Consider the following 19,548-nt stretch of genomic DNA (forward strand, 5'->3'; position numbering starts at 1 on the left):
GGGAATGAATCGGGCAAAGATTATAATCACTCTCAAATAAAGATAACGATAAAAACGGCACAATTTGCAAAACTTTACAAAATTTGTGCCGCTTGCTGGGAATTAACCCAAATGTAAAGACTTCACTATGCTAATCCAATAAAAAATGCTAATAAGAATGGCACTGCAAGATTAATAATAAAACCAAAGCTAATTGCTAGGGGTACCATTTGAATACCTCCTGACTTCTGGATAATTGGCAAGGTACAATCTAGCGCTGTTGCCCCTCCTAACCCTACGGCTGTTGAAGGCAAATGGCGCATAAAAAATGGAATTGTAAACAAGCAGAGAATTTCACGTGAGAGATCGTTGAAAAAAGCAATGCTGCCATACATTGCCCCCCAAGCGTCATTTACCAATACGCTCGATAATGAATACCAACCAAACCCTGAAGCAAAAGTCAGTGCTTGTGGCAAAGTTAAGTCCAAAATAAAGGCTGCCACCACACCACTAAGTAAACCGCTTACGATAAAAATGAGTGATGTATAAATCCCCCGCTTGTTTAAAAAAACTTCCCGTACAGGAATGCCACTGTTACGTAGCTGAATACCAACGCAAAAAATCATCACAACCAAGACATAAGTGCTTGATGTTAATGGGAAATTCAACAATCCTTTAGAAACGTAACCAAATACAGCTCCCATAATAACTGTGCCACATAATACAAGGCTTTCTGATAAGGCTTTCCAACGAGATGGTAGCGTTTCCATTGTTTGTACTTCACGTTGCATCGGATAGAGCTTATCAAATAATCCTAAAGCAATGATATTGCCAAGGTGTAAAATTGCACTTAGCCCAAATGCAGTTAGTGCAATTTGTGGTAATTTGGTCGTAAGATCATCTAACTGCCCAAGCGAAATCCCCATAATGAATAAAATTAAGTATAGGCAAACCGTCACGGTTTTATTCACAAGCTGTGTAATTATTGGGTGGCTTATTTGAAATAAATACCCTAAAAAAAGCGGCACAAATGCCACCATCAATCCATAAATCATCTTTGGCTATCTTCCCATAATGAAAGTTGTTGTGTTGAATGCTTAGCTTCAGGGAAATGAGCGTTAATTCCAATTAAGCGAATTTTCCGCCCTTCCCTACGAGACCAAATTTGTTGTAATAGATCTAAAAAGCTGATTTCACTAAAAGAGTTATCCGTTCGCTCTAATGTTGTTTGTGTAAAATCCTCAAATTTTAATTTCACCCCAATTTTCTTAAATTCATTTAAAGGTAAATCTGTATTGCGCTGAATACGAAAAACTAATTTCTGATAAAGCGTTTTTACGAATCTTTCCGCTTGGGCAAGTTCATCAATGTCTTCTAATAATGTATTTTCAACCGCAATTGATTTACGTGGGCGATTACTTTCAATCTGGCGAGTATCAATACCATGGCAAAATTCCCAAAGCCGTTTACCAAACTTACCACAGTGTTGATAAATCATACTTTGTTCTGTCTGCTGTACATCAAAGCAAGTCTTTAACCCTAGCTTTGCAAGTTTCTGCTCCGTCACTTTACCAACGCCATGGATCTTACCAAGCGGTAGATTTTTAATAAAATTTTGCACATCTTCAGGGCGGATCACAAACTGCCCATTAGGTTTATTCTGTTCAGAAGCCAACTTTGCCAAAAATTTTAGCGGAGCCACGCCAGCTGATGCAGTGAGTTTTAACTCTTGCCAAATTGCTTGACGAATTTCTTGAGCAATCCAAGTTGCCGAACCAAAACACTGCGGGCAATCCGTCACATCGAGATAAGCTTCGTCAAGTGAAAGAGGTTCAATAATATCGGTATAGCGTTTAAATATCTGATGAATTTGAGCAGAGACCGATTTATACAATGGAAAGTTAGGAGGAATCAAGATAAGATTAGGACAAAGCTTAACCGCTTGTGCTGACGCCATCGCACTGTGCAAACCAAATTTTCTTGCCTCATAATTGCAAGTGGCGAGCACACCTCGTTGCTGTGGGCTGCCGCCAACAGCAACAGGCTTGCCCTGTAGGCTTGGATTTTCACGCATTTCTACGGCAGCGTAAAAGCAATCCATATCAATGTGAATAATTTTACGAGAAAAGTCCATTATTTAAATAATGCAAGCAATTCATCAATCTTCACTCGGGTCTCGGCTGATTTCCCAATACTGCGTTGCACTTTCAAACTATGCAATTTGGCTCCAGCATAAATTTGGCGGGTAAATGGCGTGTCATGATTGGAGATCAACACCGGTATATTTGCTTGTTTAGCTCGTTCTGCTAACGCCTGCTGTTGCTCTAAACTAAACCCGCCTCCTGCATAATGAGTAAAATTTGTCTCTTGCTGAATGGGAGCATAAGGCGGATCACAGTAAACGACATAGTCATCGCTATTCTCCAGCAAGAGATCAAATGTTTGCTGAAAATCAGCACAAATAAATGTCGCTTTTTGTGCTTTTTCTGCAAAAAAACGTAGCTCTTTTTCTGGGAAATAGTGTTTTTTATAACGCCCGAATGGCACATTATATTGCTGTTTTTTGTTATAACGGCATAACCCATTAAAGCCAAAACGATTCAAATAGAGAAAAATAACCGATCGGGTGAAAGGATCTGAGGAATGGTTAAATCGCTCACGCTGAGCATTATAAAATTCCCGAGTATTCGCGTTAGGTGCTAAAAAAAGTGCTAACGAATGTTGAATATAAGCATCCACATCCTGCTTAACCGTATTAAATAAGTTAATTAAGTCAGGATTGACATCTGCCAAAATATAGCGCTCGAAATCAGTATTAAGAAACACCGAACCAGCACCCACAAAAGGCTCAACTAAGCAAGCCTTTTTCGGCAAATAGCGGGAAATTTCATCGGTTAAGCGGAATTTTCCGCCTGCCCATTTCAAAAAGGCTCGCTGTTTCATAAGGGAGAATTATGCTTGAGTAAAACGCTCAATTGCATCAAGTACTTGTGTTTCTGTCGCGGCCGAGGTGACATAGGCTTGCCCTAATTTTTTTAACAAAATAAGGCGCAATTGACCAGCTAACACTTTTTTATCACGCCACATGTATGGCAAATATTCTTGGGCTTGCATACCGTCTGGCGAAATTGTAGGTAATACGGCCCGAGCAATCAATCGCTCTAAACGCGCAACATCTTCAGCTGTTAAATCACCTAAAATCTCAGAAAGAGCTGCCGCCTCTAACATACCAACAGCAACCGCTTCGCCGTGTAACCAATTACCATAACCTAGATGAGCTTCAATTGCATGCCCAAAAGTATGCCCTAAATTTAGTAATGCGCGATCACCTTTCTCGGTTTCATCTCGAGCAACAACATCCGCCTTGAGTTGACAACAGCGTTGAATACAATATTCTAATGCCTCTTGCTCTAAAGCGACTAAACACTCAATATTACGCTCTAGCCATTGGAAGAAATCAATATCAAAAATTGCACCATATTTGATCACCTCCGCTAAGCCTGCACTGACTTCACGCTTTGCCAATGTATGCAAAGTATCAGTATCAATAATGACCGATACAGGCTGTTTAAAAGCCCCAATCATATTTTTGCCTAAAGCATGGTTCACGCCCGTTTTTCCCCCCACGGAAGAATCAACTTGCGCAAGCAGTGTCGTTGGAATTTGCATAAAGCGCACACCACGCTGATAACTGGCGGCGGCATAACCAGCAACATCACCAATCACACCACCACCTAAAGCAATCACAGTGCTATCACGATTATGATTTTTTTCAAGTAACGCAGTAAAAATTAAGTTGAGCGATTCCAGTGTTTTATATTTTTCACCATCTGGGATTTGTACACTATCTACGCTACAGCCTAATTTAGCTAAAGCTTGTTCAACTGTTGCAAGATAATGTGGAGCGATAGTTGGGTTAGTCACAATCATCACTTTATCGCCCGCTTTTAATGGACGATAACTATTAGGATCTTTTAATAAACCACTACCGATAGAGATTGGATATGCTCGCTCTTTTAATTCCACATTGACTTGCAGCATAGGCTATTCCTTGTGTTTTGATTATTGTAAATTGTCCATCATGTCGATAATCTGATTAGCAACGACTTTAGCGCTCTGCTCATCGGTTTTAATCGTAATATCGGCAATTTCTTCATAAAGCGGGTTACGCACCTTAGCTAACTCAACTAAAGTTTGATACGGATCTTCTGTTTGCAATAGTGGACGTTTTTTATCACGCTGGGTACGTTCAAATTGCTTATCAACCGTTGTTTCCAGATAAACCACAATACCGCGTGCAGATAACACATTACGGTTATCTTTAGAAATAATCGAACCACCCCCAGTGGAAAGAACTAAACCTTGAGACTGTGTCAGTTCATTTAAAACACGCTCTTCACGTTTACGGAATCCTTCTTCCCCTTCAATATCGAAAATCCAATCAATATCAGCTCCAGCTCTTTCTTCAATCACGCTGTCAGAATCTAAAAAATCCATATTCAACATTTGAGCCAATTGACGCCCAATAGTGCTTTTACCGGCACCCATCGGGCCGATTAGAAAAATGTTACGTTTTTCTGCCATGTTGTTATTCTTGCAAAATAAAATGAATACACTGATTTGCGAAAAAATGGAAAAAACAGACCGCTTGATGCTTACAAGCGGTCTGTTTTTAAGAAAAAATGCAAAAAGTTGTAAAACCTTTGTTGCTCACCCGCAAATCGCCTAAATAAAAATGGGCTGTATTATCGCAATAAACAGCCCTGTTTTTCAACCTCAAAACATGAATAATTTAGAACAATTCTTGCCCTTTAATTTGTAACACACCCGCTGGTGGTAATCCCAAACGCTGCTGCAATGCAGGATGCGCTTTTTTCTCAGCCGCATTTACTTCACTTTCAACGTTCAATGCTTTAGTTGGCTCAGTTCCTTTAATGAAATATTCATTTAATGCATTGCCTAAACCACCACTTACCGCATCAATTTTGACTTCAATAATATTACTTGGAGGCGTATCCTTACGTACTTGTTTATCAGATAAAGCAACTTTCATATACTTTGTCCATGCTGGCATTGCGGTTTCAGCACCAGCTTCACCACGACCGAGAGTACGTTTATTATCATCGAAGCCAACATAAACCGTTGTGACTATATTCGCCCCAAACCCAGCATACCAAGTTACTTTTGAATTATTGGTCGTCCCTGTTTTACCCCCAATATCTTGACGTTTAAATTCATTTGCTAAGCGCCAACTCGTCCCTCGCCAGCCTTGTCCTTGTTCACCAAAGATTGCCGTTTTTAACGCATTTCGCATTAGAAAAGCAATTTCACCACTGATCACTCGTGGCGCATAACGTACCTCTTTATCAGAACGACTAATTAAACTCGGGGCATCTTCTATAATTTTAGTGGCAATATCTAATTCAGGATTGCTTTCATCACTCTCCTCTTTGCTGTTTTCTGATGCTAGTTGCGCAAATTTGCTATCCAACGAATCACGATAATCTTGTGCTTGCACAAAATCAAAATAGACTGGTTCAGGATAGATAACTGGACGTTCATCACATTCTAAACAAGCACGTGCAGGATTGGCTTTAAATAACTCATTCCCTTGGCTATCTAAAATACGTTCAATAATATAAGGCTCAATTAAATAGCCTCCATTATCGAAAACCGCATAAGCTCTTGCCATTTCAAGCGGCGTAAAAGAGGCTGCACCTAGTGCTAATGCTTCTGTCGCTAAATATTGCGAACGTTTAAAACCAAAGCGTTCTAAATATTCAGCAACATAATCTATACCCGCCATCTGCATGGTACGCACCATCACCATATTCTTTGATTGTCCCAATCCCACTTTTAAGCGTAACGGCGTTGGTGAATAGGTATTTGGAGAGTTCTTCGGTGACCATGGCTTCTGCCCTTTTTTCGTAATAGTGATTGGCTGGTCACTTATTGTTGTAGCTAAGCTTGCCCCCTTATTCAAGGCAGCTGCATAAATAAACGGTTTAATTGTTGAGCCCACTTGTACAAGGGATTGGGTGGCACGATTGAATTTACTTTGTTCAAAGCTAAAACCACCAACAATTGCTTCTATCGCCCCATTATTGCTATCTAATGACACCAAAGCAGAGTTTACTTCAGGAATTTGCCCCAGCTCATATTCTCCTCGCGCATTTTTTCTTACCCAAATTTGCTGCCCTACGTTGATCACGTCTTTCACAGCTGTTGGCGCTTTACCCTGAGCAGAATCATTAATAAATTTCCGAGCCCATTTCATCCCTGCAAATTTTAACTCTGCTTGTTCGCCATCTGCCAACAACACCTTGGCACTGTTTTTGGCAATACTCAACACTGCGGCAGGTACAAAAGGCTCTGAGTGAGGTAAACCAGCTAAATGTGTAATAATTTCCTCTTCCGACCAAGCTTTTTCTTTTGGCTGCCACAATACTTCTGCACCTCGCCACCCATGTTTGCGATCGTAATTGATTAAATTATCTCGCAAAGCTTTTTCGGCTTCTTTTTGGTCTGCAGAGAGCACCGTTGCATAGACTTTAAACCCTTTGGTATAAGCATCATCTGCCCCATAACGTTTTACCATCTCTTGGCGAATCATTTCACTTACATAATCAGCGCGAAATTCTAAAATAGCACCCTGCGCACGAGCAACAACAGGCTCTGCTTTAGCTTGTTCATACTGTGCTTTGCTGATTTTCCCCATTTCCAACATACGTCCAAGTACCACATTACGGCGAGCTTCCGCTCGCTTAATAGAATGGAGTGGATTCATAGTAGAAGGTGCTTTCGGCAAACCAGCAATAATCGCCATTTCAGAAAGTGTGAGCTCATCCAAATTTTTACCAAAATAGGTTTTTGCAGCCCCTGCAATGCCATAAGACCGATAACCCAAGAAAATTTTATTTAAATAGAGCTCTAGAATTTCATCTTTAGAAAGCTGATTTTCAATTTCTAACGCCAATACAACTTCATTAAATTTACGTTGAAGAGTGCGTTCTGGCGAAAGGTAAAAATTACGTGCTAGCTGTTGAGTGATGGTACTCGCGCCTTGTGTGTCACCCTGTGCCGAACGTACAATCGCGCGTAAAATCCCTTTCGGGTCGATCCCTTTATGCTCATAAAAACGGCTATCTTCAGTCGCAATAAATGCATCAATTAAGAGAGGGGGGACTTCCGCCAGCTTCACAGGAATACGACGCTGTTCTCCCACCTCGCCAATAAGCTTACCATCTGCAGTAAAAATCTGCATTGGCTGGCTTAATTCTACTGTTTTTAGCTCACGCACGTTCGGCAAATTGTCTCTTGCCTGTACATACAACAGCCCCAAAGCAATCCCTGCCACAATAATAAGTGTAAGTAAAGCACTTAATATTATTTTTACGATCTTCATCGAAAAATTCTCTTTTGCTGAATGACGAAATAAAAATTTGCGGTCAATATGCCACAAATAAATTAAAAATATGGATAGGAACAAGCCCACCATTGAAATACAAAATTAGTCAATTATAAGCGAAAAGTACCACCCTGTCCCTGTTTTTCTACGAGGAGTAAAGTAATGTGTTTCAGCTCATCTATGCAAACAACCCAATATGGCATTGCCTTAAATGAGAACTGCTCTTGCTGTGTAACACCTTCTCTCACACAATGGTTTGAAACACAACATCAGCTCGCGGAATTTTTACCTATAAAATGCCGCGTAATCTATGCGCTTCCTCACCAACATATTTGGCGGAAAATCTTTTTTCTTCCCCACCTTAATAAACAAAATTTACATGCAAAAATTGTACGTTTATTAAAACAAGAGCTACCTTTATCTTTAGAAGAAATTTGTTTCGATTATTATATCCAACCTATAGCGCAAAGTTTGCGAATAGCGCTATTTGCATTGCGGAAAAATTATCATACCCAACTTCCACTCATTTTATCTAAAGATGTGATTTTTGATTGCGAACTGCACTGTATTGCTCGTGCGTTGCTCTATTTAAACCAACAGGATTCTGCACAAATTGAGCAATTTTATTTCCCCTTTGAGCAACAATTTTTTACTTTGCAAAACAGTGGCGTGCAATTTTACACAACACTTCCTGAACAAAGCCAATTACTCACTTTTGTGAATAACTCCTATCGTAAAGATGAACAAATGCTTTATTTAAAAGCCCTTGGAGCAAGTTTATGGAATGGCGAGGAATAAATCTAAATAACCAATATGCCACTCTTTGGCTTACACAAAGTTTATCTAGCCTTGCAACGCTAATTATTAGCTTAACTTTAGGCAGTATTATCGCATTGGGAATGTGGCAAAGGGCTGGCAATCTTCAAATAAAAAACCGTAACTTACAACAGCAAGTAAGGCAATTAGAACAGAATATCAAGCAAACTGAGCAGGCTATTTCTCAGCTGAAGAATAATAACAATACGAATGACAAAACACATTTACAAGCGGTTGAAATTCACCATTTTTTGCAAATTTTGCGCCAATTACCCTTAAAAGGCGGACTAGAATTTGCACAAATTGAAGCCGAATCACCCGCTAAAATTGTACTGATAGGGAAGGTTTCTTCTACCGTTTTCTCTCAACTTGAGCAATATTTAAAGCAAGAACAATATCACTATCAAATTGAGCATTTACAAAATAATGAAACGCATGGGTTAGCGTTTAATTTAAGTTTATGGCTTAAACCAAAACAGGAGACACAATAATGTGGCAATCACTGTTAGCCATCTACCTTGAACCAGAACATTGGGGCTATCGCCTATTAGAAAACTCGCGTTGCTATTGGCTATATCTTAGCCTAATTGGCTTAGCGATTTTATTAGCTTACCCACTTTTTATAACAAGCCAAGCTTTTTACCAACAGCAACATTGGCAAACCTTGCAAAATGAAAAACAGCAATATCTTGCTCAACAAACAAAATTATTAGAGGGTTTACAGCAAATTCATCAGCAAGATAATCAAAAAGACAACCAAATCGCAGCAATAAACCAGCAAATAAAAAACCTTGCCAGCCAACAGCAAGCAACAATAGAAACCCTACAATGGCGCTTTAGCCATGGCAAACAGATTGAATTGGTTTTGCAACAGAAGAGTCAAACAATTTTTCCATTTATTGAGCAAATGACCGTGATTAAGCAGCTACATTTTAAGCAGCTATCACTGCTGAAATTAAATCAAAAAAAACAGGTTCAGCTTAGCGCTGAAATTACCGTGAAATAGGAAAAAATATGAAATACCAAACGCTCTTTTTCATTTTTATTTCATTCTACAGTGTCGCGGATCCTTTTTATATTGATGAGTTAGAAACTGAGCAAGCGGACGAAATTGAGCAATATTCTGCAAATTTACCTAATTTTGCAAAAAATTTTAGTAATCAACCCGCTTGTACGCCTCAAAATACGTTAAATCGCGTAAATCTAAATTTACCTTTTGACGAACTAAAACTTATTGGTATCGCCCAAATTAAGCATGAGTTTCGTGCGCTCTTTCATGATAATCAACGACAAATTATCGATCTAAAAATTGGTGATTTAGTTGAGCCTGAACAAATTGAAATAGTAGAAATCAATTTGAAGCAGGTTCGCTATATCTATTGGCAGAAAGTGGAACATTGTGAAAATCCAACTATTCAATCATTCCGATTTTAGGAGGCGCTATGCGTTATATTCTTTTGTTATTTAGCACCATGATTTCCTTTACTATGGCACAAACAATCAGTTTAAATTTAAAAAATGCGCCTACCGCAGAAATCATTAGTTATCTAGCGGAAGAAAGTGGCAAAAATGTAGTGCTATCGGATAATTTAAGTGACATAAAATCACTTAGATTAGAAAATTTCACATTCGAGCAAATTCTGCAAAGTTTAGCCAAATTACATCAATTTTCACTAAAACAGGAAAAGGGCATTTATTATATTAGTGAAAAACCATTAGAACCTGCGAAAGCAAATCCTATTGCTAGCATCACTCCTAAAATGCCCAAACTCATCACTAAAACGATTAAATTGCATTATGCTAAAGCTTCAGAAGTCATTCATTCGCTCACACAAGGTAGTGGCACAATGCTTGCTGAAAATGGCTATATTCACTTTGATGAACGCAGTAACAGTGTGATTATCAAAGACACCGCCACATCAATTAAAAATCTTCGTGCTTTAATTGCACAACTTGACCAACCAACAGAACAAATTGCAATTGAAGCTCGTATCGTTACCATCAATAGTGAAAATTTACAAGAACTGGGCGTTCGTTGGGGAATGTTTTCGCCTAATACTCATCATCATAGATTCTCAGGAAATCTTGAAGGTAGTGGTTTGCCAATGAATAACTTAAATGTCAATTTTCCTGTTAATAATGCCGCTTCGATGGTGCTTCAAGTTGCAAGTATCAATAGCCGTGTTTTAGATTTAGAGCTCACCGCGCTTGAACGAGAAAATAGCGTTGAAATTATTGCCAGCCCAAGATTACTTACAACGAACAAAAAAAGTGCCAACATTAAACAAGGCACAGAGATCCCTTATGCAGTCTATAGTCAAAAAGACGAACTGAGAAATATCGAATTTCGGGAAGCGGTTTTAGGCTTGGAAGTGACTCCTCATCTTTCTAAGAATAACCAAATTCTGCTGGATTTAGTCGTGAGCCAAAATTCACCCAATAGCCAGACAACAGGCAGTGATATGGTAACAATTGATAAACAAGAAATTAATACTCAGGTATTTGCAAAACATGGAGAAACCATTGTTTTAGGTGGAATTTTCCAGCATCTCATCGCAAAAGGTGAAGATCGCGTACCGATCTTAGGTTCAATTCCAGTGATCAAGCACCTATTTAGCCAAAGTCGCGATAAAATCGCTAAACGTGAATTAGTCATTTTTGTCACCCCTTATATTGTGAAATCGGAGAGAATTGAGAATTGAGAGTTTAAGCCCTGTTGTGTTAGAATCTGCAACCATTTTCCTGTAATAAATTGAAGGTTTTATGACAACTCAGCAAAAAGTATCCCCTCGCCGCAGAGCAAGAGAGTGTGCAGTTCAAGCAATCTACTCTTGGCATATTTCACAAAACAGCATTGAGCAAGTTGAACTCGCTTTTGTTACCGATCAAGATATGCAAGGCGTAGATATGCCTTATTTCCGTAAGCTGTTACGCGGTGTTGTTGAACATATTGAAGCTGTAGATGGCTCACTCCGCCCATTTTTAGATCGTAAAGAAGAAGAATTGGATCCAATTGAACGCTCTGTGTTGCGTCTCTCCGCTTATGAATTACAATTTGAACTTGATGTCCCATACAAAGTGGTTATCAATGAAGGAATCGAAGTTGCAAAAGTATTCGGCTCTGACGATAGCCATAAATATATTAATGGTGTATTAGATCAGCTTGCTCCAGCATTAAAACGCAAATAATCCTATCGAATTGCAATGGGTGAATTTGATCTCATCGAACACTATTTTAGCCGACACAAACACCTCCTACGTGAAGATATCATTTATTCGGTAGGCGATGACTGTGCAGTAACTTGCGTGCCTAAAGGCCATCAATTGGCAATGAGTACTGATACGTTAGTCTGTGGTACGCATTTTCTTGAGACAATCAACCCCAGCGATCTTGCCTATAAATCCCTCGCCGTCAATTTAAGTGATTTGGCGGCACAGGGGGCGAAACCTGCGTGGATCTCACTAGCTTTAACCTTACCCACTATTAATCCCGTTTGGCTAGAAAGTTTTAGCCAAAGCTTTTTTGCAACATTATCGCAATTTCAGACCGCTTTAATTGGGGGAGATACAACTAAAGGCCCTCTCAGCTTAACCCTAACTGCACAAGGTTTCTTGCCGACAGGGAAAGGACTATTTCGCCATAAAGCTAAAGTAGGTGATGCTATTTTTGTCTCTGGCACACTAGGCGATAGCGCAGCCGGCTTGGCTCTCTTATTAGCGCAGCAACGTATCAACAATACTGATCAACAATATCTCCTACACCGCCATTTACGCCCAACACCACGTGTTGCACTCGGACAAGCGCTCTTAACTAACTCACAATGCGCTCTAGATATTTCTGACGGGCTACTCGCAGATCTCCGTCATATCTTAAAAGCAAGCCAATGCGGAGCAGAGATTTATGTAGAGAATTTACCTCTCTCTTCCGCTCTAACACGTAGCTATAAGTTGGAACAAGCAGAACAATTTGCGCTAACAGGTGGGGAAGATTATGAACTTTGTTTTACTGTGCCTGTAGAAAATATCGCAGAGGTTAAACTATTAGCAAAACAACTTCATACCCCCTGTACGCAAATTGGCGTGATTACCGCACCCCGTGAACAAATTTCGCTACTTAAACACCACAAACCCTATCATTTACCTAGCTCTTTAGGATTTGATCACTTTGGATAAGTATTATGAATATCAATTTAAAAAATCCACTCCATTTTCTCGCTCTCGGCTTTGGTTCTGGGTTACTCAAACCAGCCCCTGGAACTTGGGGGAGCCTTGCAGGCTTGCTGCTTTCTATTCTTTTATGGGAAATAAGCGAAAGCGTGGTTTTCTTTATTTTATTGAGCATTGTTGCCTTTATCGCGGGCATCTATATTTGTGAAAAAATGAGCCATGAGCTTGGTGTACACGATGATAGTCGTATTGTCTGGGACGAAATTGCGGCAATTTTTCTGATCTTTGTAGGTTTGCCACAACATGATCTTTTCTATTATCTGCTCACCTTTGCTACTTTTCGGCTCTTTGATATTATTAAGCCCTTCCCGATTCGTAATATCGATGCTCATTTACAGGGGGGCTTAGGTATTATGCTAGATGATACCCTTGCTGCAATTTATGCCCTATTAGCCATTTATTTGGTTTATTGGATTTTTTAACTACTATTTTAGGAAAGCACTATGTGGACTATCTTCTTTGTGCAACTCATCGGCTTAATCAGCCCCGGTCCTGACTTTTTCTATGTTTGTCGTAAAGCAATGGCAGATAGCCGCCGTAATGCAATGTTAGGTGCATTAGGCATTGCATTAGGTGTTGGCTTTTGGGCGGTCATCGTATTATTTGGGCTCACATTTTTAAATCACACCATTCCCAATTTCCAATTCTATTTAATGCTATTAGGCGGCAGCTATCTTGCTTATTGTGGTATCAAGATGGTACAAGTTCGCAAAAGTGTAGAAATTGATGAAAATCTCAAATCGCAGGCTAATGAAAAATCGCCGGTATGGAAAGAAATTCTCGGTGGGTTAGCCATTAATCTTTCAAATCCTAAAGTTGTCGTCTTTTTTAGTAGCGTACTCGCAGGCTATGTGGCAAATATCTCGGCATTCAAAGATATTCTCGCCGTTCTAGCCATTTTAATGGGCAGCACATTAATCTGGTTTTGGACAGTGGCTATTCTCTTTTCACAAAATAAAATCCGCCGTTTCTACGCCAAAAACAACCGCTATTTAGATAATGCTGCCGGCGTGGTATTCATCTTATTTGGCTTAAAACTTATTTACGAAGGTATGATGGGAATTTTCTAAATGGCGTTATCCATTCAAAATGCCGAGTTTCAGCTGGCAAAAAAAGTACTCAGAATTGAGCATTTTGGCGTTACAAATCGTGATTTTTGGGTGATTGTGGGTGGCAATGGCTCGGGGAAAAGTGCTTTTGCCCAAGCTCTCGCAGGCAAAATCCCCTTAACAAGCGGTCAATTTTCGACAGACTTTTGCAAAATTGCGATCTCAAGTTTTGAGCAACAGCAAAAAATTATTGAAAAAGTCTTCCATGATCGTAATAACGACTGTGTAAACCCTGATGATTTTGGCATCACCGTTCGGGAAATGATCTTAAACGGCAGTGAAGATCAGCAACTTTGTGCACAATATGCGGAAAAATTACACATTTCAACCTTGCTGGATCGACCTTTTATCCAGCTTTCTACCGGCGAAAGCCGTAAAGTGCTGCTCTGCCAGTTACTTATCAGCCAACCCGATTTACTCATATTAGACGAAGCCTTTGAAGGTTTAGATAAAGCTAGCGTCACCGCATGGCTTGAACTCCTTGCCGAACTTAATCAACAAATGGCCGTGGTGTTGATTTTAAGTCGATTGAATGACATTCCTGTTTTTGCAAGCCACCTTGCTCTGCTTGATAATCTCAAGCTTATTATGCAAGGCGAAAAAGCAGATATTGAAACCGATCCACTCTATCAACAGTTAGTTTATGCTGAAAATGCGATGAATATCCCACTACCAGAAAGCGCTGCTCCACTTATTCACTTACCTGAAAATCAAAATCCATTTGAGCTAAAAAATGTGACCGTGCAGTATGGTGAGCAAAAAATTCTGAATAACCTTTCATGGACAGTACAGCCTAACCAGCATTGGTGGATAAAAGGTCCGAATGGGGCGGGCAAATCGACGCTGCTTTCGCTAATTACAGGCGATCATCCTCAAGCCTATGCAAATCACGTCGTATTATTTGGCAAACAGCGTGGTAGCGGTGAAACCATATGGGAAATAAAAAGAAATATCGGTTATGTAAGCAGCCAACTGCATATGGACTACCGCGTAAATAGCTCAGCTCGAGATGTCATTATTTCAGGATTTTTTGACTCTGTCGGGATTTATCAACAAATTCCTGAATCCCTAAAGCTCAAAGCCAATGAGTGGTTAGCTCGACTTAATTTAAGTCATCTAGCTCACAAGCCATTTCGCCCACTCTCTTGGGGACAGCAGCGATTATTACTCATCACCCGAGCGATGGTCAAACACCCACCTATTTTGATTTTAGATGAACCTCTACAAGGGCTTGATGGCTTAAATCGTAAGCTAGTTAAACATTTTATCGATCAACTGGTGCAAAATAGCCAGACGCAACTACTGTTTGTCTCACACCAGGATCAAGATGCACCTGATTGCATTACTCACCTTTTTGAATTTATACCGAATGAGCAGGGCTATCAATATCAACAAACTATGCTCCCACAAACAAGAACGGAATAATCATTATGTCGAAACAGTACACGCAAGAAGAAGTGCTTAGCTTGAATGCCCAGCTCGAAAAGATTGCTAAACAAGTGCGAAAGTTACTTGATTCACATGAGTTTGAGACGGCAAAGCACATTCTCTTAACACAAGCACTAAACCTCGTACCGAATCATCAAATTGTCTTGAGTGATCTCGCTTACTGTGAAAAGAAACTGAATAACCCATTACAAGCATATCGTTATTTGATGCAAGCATTAGATAACAATACAGTCATTGATCCTGAAGTTTATGACTCTCTTACAAGCACCTGCTTTAGTATGAAACGTTTTGAAGAAGCTCGCTACTATGCCAAACTTTCATTAAGACGTAAAAAAGAGCTGCTTGTACAACAACCGCCAGAGATTTTCCCGCTGCCCGCAGAAAAAGCACCAGGGTTAAGCCATGATAAACGCAAAAATATCATCTGCTTTTCCTTGTTTGGCAGTTCCCCCCGCTACTGCGAAACGTCCGTGCTAAATGTAGAACTGGCCAAAAAAATCTACCCAGAATGGACTTGCCGTTTTTATTTAGATGAAAGTGTACCAGCTGAGGTTGTGCTACGCTTAGAAAAAGCGGGGGCTGAAATTATCAAAGTCACCCCCGCGCAGAAAAAAATCTCTGGGCTATTTTGGCGTTTCTTTATTTTTGATGATCCATCAGTGCAGTGTTTTATTATTCGAGATGCAGATTCAATGCTTTCTTATAAAGAGAAAGCAGCAGTCGAGCAATGGCTTAGCTCAGGCAAATGGTTTCATATTATGCGTGATGCATTAGAACATTCCGAATTAATCCTTGCCGGAATGTGGGGGGGTTATAGTGGTATTTTCGGCAGTATTGAAAATTTATCTGAAAAATTCTATCGCAAATTAAAAGTTCTGAATAAAACTATCGATCAACATTTCTTACGTACGCTATATCCCACAGTGGCACAAAGCGTATTAATTCATGATAACTATCTGCTTGATCCTGATAGCCATGTATTCCCAGATTATCCGCTGTCCGATATTGAAAAGCTCCCATATTTTCATATTGGGATGATTGATTCTAGCATTAACACTGCGAGTTTTAGCTTAAAAGAGAAAAGTCATGTTAATAAAGTTCGTTGGTACTTAAAAAACCAGCAGAATCAGGAAATCTGTTCTTATATTTCCCCAGTCAAAGAAAGAGAAGGCGAATTCGTGGTAGATGTCAATTTACCCTATTTTTACAGCCAACAAATAGCTCAAGGAAATTGGCATTTTAGCTACAGTATTTTAGGGGAGCATAACAGTTCAACGCAAATGGCATAACGACTTACATAAGCCCCACAATGTAAAAAGGCTGATATGGATAAATACCATTCAGCCATAATAAAACGCTAATTTAGCTTAGCAGATACACCGCTTGATAAGGCTGCAACGTGACTTGCCCATTTTGCAGGCAAAATTCACAGTCGTTATTCAATAGCACTTGTCCAGCCAAATTTAGTTCAACACATTGCGTTGTGGCACTTAAGTTTGCAACAACCCATAACGTTTGTTCTGCGTGACTACGCTGATATGCCCAAACAGCCGGATGTTCGGGTAAAAGATCGCGATAATTTCCATCCGTAAATATTGCTAATTCCTTACGCAAACGAATTAAGTGTTGATAGGTATAGAATACCGAATTTTTATCAGCCAATGCTTTTTCTACATTGATTTCACGGTAATTTTCAGCCACCGCAATCCACGGTGTTCCGGTACTAAACCCCGCATTCTTTGAATAATCCCACTGCACAGGAGTACGACTATTATCGCGCGATTTCTGAGCAAGAATTTGTAATGCAAGCGGTGTATTTACACCTTTTTTCTGCAAAATATTAAACGCATTTAAGCTTTCAACGTCTCTATACTGCGCAATATGACTAAAATTCGGGTTTGTCATCCCTATCTCTTCACCTTGATAAATATAAGGTGTACCTTGCATACCATGTAGTAGCATCGCCAGCATTTTTGCTGATTTTGTGCGCAGTTCGCCTTCTGAGCCAAAGCGGCTGACAATCCTTGGCTGGTCATGATTACACCAAAATAGTGCATTCCACGCTTTGCCGTACATTCCCTGTTGCCAATAGTTAAAAATGCGCTTCAGCTCAACATAATCGGGTTTTGCGAGTGTCCATTTTTCCCCATTAGGATAATCCACTTTTAAGTGGTGAAAATTGAAAGTCATCGACAATTCACTACCCGCTAAATTTGCATACTGTTGGCAATGTTCTAGCTGGGTCGAAGACATCTCGCCTACCGTCATTAAACCGTATGGGGATAAAGCTTTTTGATTGAGTTCTTGTAAATATTGATGGATTTTATGCCCGTCCGTATAAAAGCGTCGTCCATCTCCTTCCAAATCATCTTCAAAGGTTTCAGGTTTAGAAATCAGATTAACCACATCCAAGCGTAAACCATCAACACCTTTTTCTGCCCAAAAACGGCAAATATCAAATAGCTCTTGACGTAAGGCAGGATTTTCCCAATTTAAGTCTGCTTGTTCTGGTGCAAAAAGGTGCAAATAATATTTTTGTGCTTTATCCGACCATTTCCAAGCAGAGCCTCCAAACTTGGATTGCCAGTTAGTTGGATTCTCCCGCCAAATATAGTAGTCATGGTATTCGCTTTGTGGATCTTCGCCCTGCTTAAACCACTCATGCAACGTGGAACTGTGGTTAAATACCATGTCCATCACTATTTTGATATTGCGTTGATGAGCTTCACTGATCAGTTGTTCAAAATCAGCCATCGTACCGTAGCTTGGGTCAATATTACGATAATCCGCAATATCGTAGCCGTTATCTACTTGAGGGGAGACATACATTGGCGTAATCCAAATAGCCTCAACACCTAGCGTTTGCAAATAATCTAAGCGCTTAATAATACCTTGAATATCGCCAGTACCAGAGCCCGTAGTATCTTGGAATGATTTGGGGTAGATTTGGTAAATCACACCATTTTTCCACCATGGAGAATTATTCATTTTTGTCCTTGTAAAAAATATTGAAAAAGTAACCGCTTGTTTATCTCAACGAAAAGAGAAGCGATAAAATAAGATGCTATTCAATTTCACCTTTTATCGCCTTGCGCTTATATACAACCATTGTTAGCACGATCGGTACGATAATTGCGACTAGCATCGCAATCGCAAAAGTTCCCCAGAATTGATGTTGAATAGAGAGAATGCCAGGTAATCCGCCTACGCCGATACTACTTGCCAGAACCCCAGCAAAACCACAAACTAATGCAGCACAAGCTGAACCAATCATGGCACATAGCATTGGGAAACGGTATTTAAGGTTAATACCGTACATTGCCGGTTCGGTAACCCCAAGATAAGCAGAGAGTGCAGCGGGTACTGCGACTTCTCGTACCGTTGCTTTTTTCGCCATAATCAAGATTGCAACCACCGCGGAGGCTTGTGCAATATTAGAAAGTGCGATCAATGGCCACACAGGAGTGCCACCAATGCTTTGAATCATTTGCATATCAATGGCAAGCGAGGTTTGGTGTACGCCGGTTACAACTAATGGTGCGTAAAGAAAGCCAAATAATGCTGCGCCAATCGGGGCAAACTCGCCGGTCATTGCACTTTTCACCACAAAGGCAACCCCATTGCCAATTTCACGCCCAATTGGCCCAATAATGGCGTGAGCAAGGAAAACAGCTAGAATGATGGAACAAACAGGGACGATAATTAGATTTAAAAAATCTGGCACGATTTTTGTCAAAAAGCGCTCAATATAGGAGAGAGTAAGGCCTGCCATGATAGCTGGAATAACTTGTGCCTGATAACCTACTTTCTCAATTGCAAACCAGCCGAAATCCCATGTTTCTGGAATTTGTGAGCCCAATGCGTAAGAATTCATTAACTGTGATGAAACAAGAGTGATGCCCAGCACAATACCTAAAATAGGCGATGTCCCCATTTTTCGAGCAATAGACCAGCAGATTCCAACTGGGAGGAAGAAAAATATCGCCTCACCAATTAACCATAAAAATGCGTGCATACTTGCCCAAAAAGCGCTGATGTCTACCAATGCCTTTGTGCCATCTTCAAACATTTTGATATCGCCGATGACATTGCGAAAACCGAGAATCAAACCGCCCGAAATTAATGCTGGCAATAGCGGAATAAAGATATCCGCCATATGTGAAATAGCACTTTCATACCATTTCTGATTCTTTCGTGCTACGGCTTTCACCTGTTCTTTATCCACACTGGCTAACCCCGTTTTTTCAAGCAAAACTTGGTAGTAATCGCCCACTTCTTGCCCAATAACTACCTGATACTGCCCGCCTACCGAGAAATTTCCTTTCACCATAGGTAGTGCTTCAATCCCATGGCTGTCAATTTTACTTTCATCATTTAACACAAAGCGTAAGCGAGTAATACAATGCGTGACGGTTGCGATATTTTCTTTGCCGCCGACCATTTCAATCAACTTATCCACGTTTTGTGGATCTAACTTTGCCTTTGCCATCGCTCTTCCCTCTCAAAGTTAAAAAATCAACAAAATTATAGATTTTGCATTAAAAACCATCAATGGGAACA

General features: G+C 40.0%; 19 protein-coding genes. 11 read left to right on the forward strand and 8 right to left on the reverse strand.

The genetic code is table 11. The features are described 5' to 3' along the window. Positions 1 to 125: 125 nt before the first annotated feature. The 6 genes from EDC51_RS05895 to EDC51_RS05920 all read right to left on the reverse strand — a co-directional run bounded on the left by EDC51_RS05895 (position 126) and on the right by EDC51_RS05920 (position 7,384). Positions 126 to 1,034, reverse strand: coding sequence for a LysO family transporter (locus EDC51_RS05895; protein WP_131928437.1), 909 nt, complete (start codon positions 1,032 to 1,034; stop codon positions 126 to 128). Beyond that, positions 1,031 to 2,113 carry a DNA polymerase IV gene (gene dinB / locus EDC51_RS05900; RefSeq protein ID WP_131928438.1) on the reverse strand — a complete coding sequence of 361 codons (1,083 nt, stop codon included), beginning with the start codon at positions 2,111 to 2,113 and terminating at the stop codon, positions 1,031 to 1,033. Before dinB ends, EDC51_RS05895 begins: the two co-directional genes overlap by 4 nt. After that, on the reverse strand, positions 2,113 to 2,922 hold the full coding sequence (locus EDC51_RS05905; RefSeq protein ID WP_025289742.1) for a Dam family site-specific DNA-(adenine-N6)-methyltransferase: 810 nt from the start codon (positions 2,920 to 2,922) through the stop codon (positions 2,113 to 2,115). Before EDC51_RS05905 ends, dinB begins: the two co-directional genes overlap by 1 nt. A 9-nt stretch (positions 2,923 to 2,931) precedes the next feature. After that, positions 2,932 to 4,020 carry a 3-dehydroquinate synthase gene (gene aroB / locus EDC51_RS05910; RefSeq protein WP_064318748.1) on the reverse strand — a complete coding sequence of 363 codons (1,089 nt, stop codon included), beginning with the start codon at positions 4,018 to 4,020 and terminating at the stop codon, positions 2,932 to 2,934. Between the two features lie 21 nt (positions 4,021 to 4,041). Beyond that, positions 4,042 to 4,563, reverse strand: a complete 522-nt coding sequence (aroK, locus tag EDC51_RS05915; protein WP_025266809.1) for a shikimate kinase AroK — start codon at positions 4,561 to 4,563, stop codon at positions 4,042 to 4,044. A gap of 208 nt (positions 4,564 to 4,771) precedes the next feature. Further along, positions 4,772 to 7,384 (reverse strand): penicillin-binding protein 1A, encoded by a 2,613-nt coding sequence (locus EDC51_RS05920; protein WP_131928439.1) that lies wholly within the window; start codon positions 7,382 to 7,384, stop codon positions 4,772 to 4,774. A gap of 165 nt (positions 7,385 to 7,549) precedes the next feature. On the opposite strand from EDC51_RS05920, the gene EDC51_RS05925 reads away from it, so the two are divergent. From EDC51_RS05925 to EDC51_RS05975, 11 genes are all read left to right on the forward strand, one after another. Beyond that, positions 7,550 to 8,185 carry a hypothetical protein gene (locus tag EDC51_RS05925; protein WP_131928440.1) on the forward strand — a complete coding sequence of 212 codons (636 nt, stop codon included), beginning with the start codon at positions 7,550 to 7,552 and terminating at the stop codon, positions 8,183 to 8,185. Further along, entirely contained in the window at positions 8,167 to 8,694 is a 528-nt protein-coding gene (locus tag EDC51_RS05930; protein ID WP_015433221.1) for a hypothetical protein, read from the forward strand. Before EDC51_RS05925 ends, EDC51_RS05930 begins: the two co-directional genes overlap by 19 nt. Then, positions 8,694 to 9,209 (forward strand): hypothetical protein, encoded by a 516-nt coding sequence (locus EDC51_RS05935; protein ID WP_131928441.1) that lies wholly within the window; start codon positions 8,694 to 8,696, stop codon positions 9,207 to 9,209. The genes EDC51_RS05930 and EDC51_RS05935 overlap by 1 nt, the downstream gene beginning before the upstream one ends. Before the next feature lie 8 nt (positions 9,210 to 9,217). Next, the gene (locus EDC51_RS05940) at positions 9,218 to 9,637 is read left to right on the forward strand and encodes a hypothetical protein (RefSeq protein ID WP_131928442.1); all 420 of its coding nucleotides are present in this window, start codon (positions 9,218 to 9,220) and stop codon (positions 9,635 to 9,637) included. Positions 9,638 to 9,645: 8 nt separating this feature from the next. Then, the gene (gene pilQ, locus EDC51_RS05945; protein ID WP_131928443.1) at positions 9,646 to 10,905 is read left to right on the forward strand and encodes a type IV pilus secretin PilQ; all 1,260 of its coding nucleotides are present in this window, start codon (positions 9,646 to 9,648) and stop codon (positions 10,903 to 10,905) included. 61 nt (positions 10,906 to 10,966) lie between these two features. Then, complete coding sequence (gene nusB, locus EDC51_RS05950; protein ID WP_015433225.1) at positions 10,967 to 11,392, forward strand: transcription antitermination factor NusB; 426 nt, start codon at positions 10,967 to 10,969, stop codon at positions 11,390 to 11,392. 15 nt (positions 11,393 to 11,407) lie between these two features. Next, a complete protein-coding gene (gene thiL, locus EDC51_RS05955; protein WP_015433226.1) occupies positions 11,408 to 12,376 on the forward strand; it encodes a thiamine-phosphate kinase in 969 nt (322 codons plus the stop codon). Positions 12,377 to 12,378: 2 nt separating this feature from the next. After that, on the forward strand, positions 12,379 to 12,852 hold the full coding sequence (locus EDC51_RS05960; RefSeq protein ID WP_025266803.1) for a phosphatidylglycerophosphatase A family protein: 474 nt from the start codon (positions 12,379 to 12,381) through the stop codon (positions 12,850 to 12,852). Positions 12,853 to 12,873: 21 nt separating this feature from the next. Then, positions 12,874 to 13,500 (forward strand): LysE family transporter, encoded by a 627-nt coding sequence (locus EDC51_RS05965; protein WP_131928444.1) that lies wholly within the window; start codon positions 12,874 to 12,876, stop codon positions 13,498 to 13,500. After that, on the forward strand, positions 13,501 to 14,964 hold the full coding sequence (gene modF, locus EDC51_RS05970; protein WP_131928445.1) for a molybdate ABC transporter ATP-binding protein ModF: 1,464 nt from the start codon (positions 13,501 to 13,503) through the stop codon (positions 14,962 to 14,964). A gap of 5 nt (positions 14,965 to 14,969) precedes the next feature. Beyond that, positions 14,970 to 16,277 (forward strand): tetratricopeptide repeat protein, encoded by a 1,308-nt coding sequence (locus EDC51_RS05975; RefSeq protein ID WP_015433230.1) that lies wholly within the window; start codon positions 14,970 to 14,972, stop codon positions 16,275 to 16,277. Positions 16,278 to 16,350: 73 nt separating this feature from the next. Here the strand turns inward: EDC51_RS05975 and treC are convergent, their stop codons facing one another. Further along, positions 16,351 to 17,976: an alpha,alpha-phosphotrehalase gene (gene treC, locus EDC51_RS05980; RefSeq protein ID WP_131928446.1), complete on the reverse strand. Its 1,626-nt coding sequence runs from the start codon at positions 17,974 to 17,976 to the stop codon at positions 16,351 to 16,353. A 76-nt stretch (positions 17,977 to 18,052) separates the two neighbouring features. Then, positions 18,053 to 19,477 carry a PTS trehalose transporter subunit IIBC gene (gene treB, locus EDC51_RS05985; RefSeq protein ID WP_015433232.1) on the reverse strand — a complete coding sequence of 475 codons (1,425 nt, stop codon included), beginning with the start codon at positions 19,475 to 19,477 and terminating at the stop codon, positions 18,053 to 18,055. Positions 19,478 to 19,548 lie beyond the last annotated feature (71 nt).

This window comes from Bibersteinia trehalosi, assembly GCF_004346205.1.
In the GTDB taxonomy this organism is placed as follows: domain Bacteria; phylum Pseudomonadota; class Gammaproteobacteria; order Enterobacterales; family Pasteurellaceae; genus Bibersteinia; species Bibersteinia trehalosi.

Excerpts from the sequence above, each read along its gene's own strand:
- EDC51_RS05930 (WP_015433221.1), top strand. The coding sequence starts at position 8,167 with ATGGAATGGCGAGGAATAAATCTAAATAACCAATATGCCACTCTTTGG.
- EDC51_RS05905 (WP_025289742.1), bottom strand. The coding sequence starts at position 2,922 with ATGAAACAGCGAGCCTTTTTGAAATGGGCAGGCGGAAAATTCCGCTTA.
- EDC51_RS05920 (WP_131928439.1), bottom strand. The coding sequence starts at position 7,384 with ATGAAGATCGTAAAAATAATATTAAGTGCTTTACTTACACTTATTATT.
- thiL (WP_015433226.1), top strand. The coding sequence starts at position 11,408 with ATGGGTGAATTTGATCTCATCGAACACTATTTTAGCCGACACAAACAC.
- treC (WP_131928446.1), bottom strand. The coding sequence starts at position 17,976 with ATGAATAATTCTCCATGGTGGAAAAATGGTGTGATTTACCAAATCTAC.
- treB (WP_015433232.1), bottom strand. The coding sequence starts at position 19,477 with ATGGCAAAGGCAAAGTTAGATCCACAAAACGTGGATAAGTTGATTGAA.
- EDC51_RS05925 (WP_131928440.1), top strand. The coding sequence starts at position 7,550 with ATGTGTTTCAGCTCATCTATGCAAACAACCCAATATGGCATTGCCTTA.
- aroB (WP_064318748.1), bottom strand. The coding sequence starts at position 4,020 with ATGCTGCAAGTCAATGTGGAATTAAAAGAGCGAGCATATCCAATCTCT.
- aroK (WP_025266809.1), bottom strand. The coding sequence starts at position 4,563 with ATGGCAGAAAAACGTAACATTTTTCTAATCGGCCCGATGGGTGCCGGT.
- modF (WP_131928445.1), top strand. The coding sequence starts at position 13,501 with ATGGCGTTATCCATTCAAAATGCCGAGTTTCAGCTGGCAAAAAAAGTA.
- nusB (WP_015433225.1), top strand. The coding sequence starts at position 10,967 with ATGACAACTCAGCAAAAAGTATCCCCTCGCCGCAGAGCAAGAGAGTGT.
- EDC51_RS05965 (WP_131928444.1), top strand. The coding sequence starts at position 12,874 with ATGTGGACTATCTTCTTTGTGCAACTCATCGGCTTAATCAGCCCCGGT.
- EDC51_RS05895 (WP_131928437.1), bottom strand. The coding sequence starts at position 1,034 with ATGATTTATGGATTGATGGTGGCATTTGTGCCGCTTTTTTTAGGGTAT.
- EDC51_RS05940 (WP_131928442.1), top strand. The coding sequence starts at position 9,218 with ATGAAATACCAAACGCTCTTTTTCATTTTTATTTCATTCTACAGTGTC.
- EDC51_RS05935 (WP_131928441.1), top strand. The coding sequence starts at position 8,694 with ATGTGGCAATCACTGTTAGCCATCTACCTTGAACCAGAACATTGGGGC.
- pilQ (WP_131928443.1), top strand. The coding sequence starts at position 9,646 with ATGCGTTATATTCTTTTGTTATTTAGCACCATGATTTCCTTTACTATG.
- EDC51_RS05975 (WP_015433230.1), top strand. The coding sequence starts at position 14,970 with ATGTCGAAACAGTACACGCAAGAAGAAGTGCTTAGCTTGAATGCCCAG.
- dinB (WP_131928438.1), bottom strand. The coding sequence starts at position 2,113 with ATGGACTTTTCTCGTAAAATTATTCACATTGATATGGATTGCTTTTAC.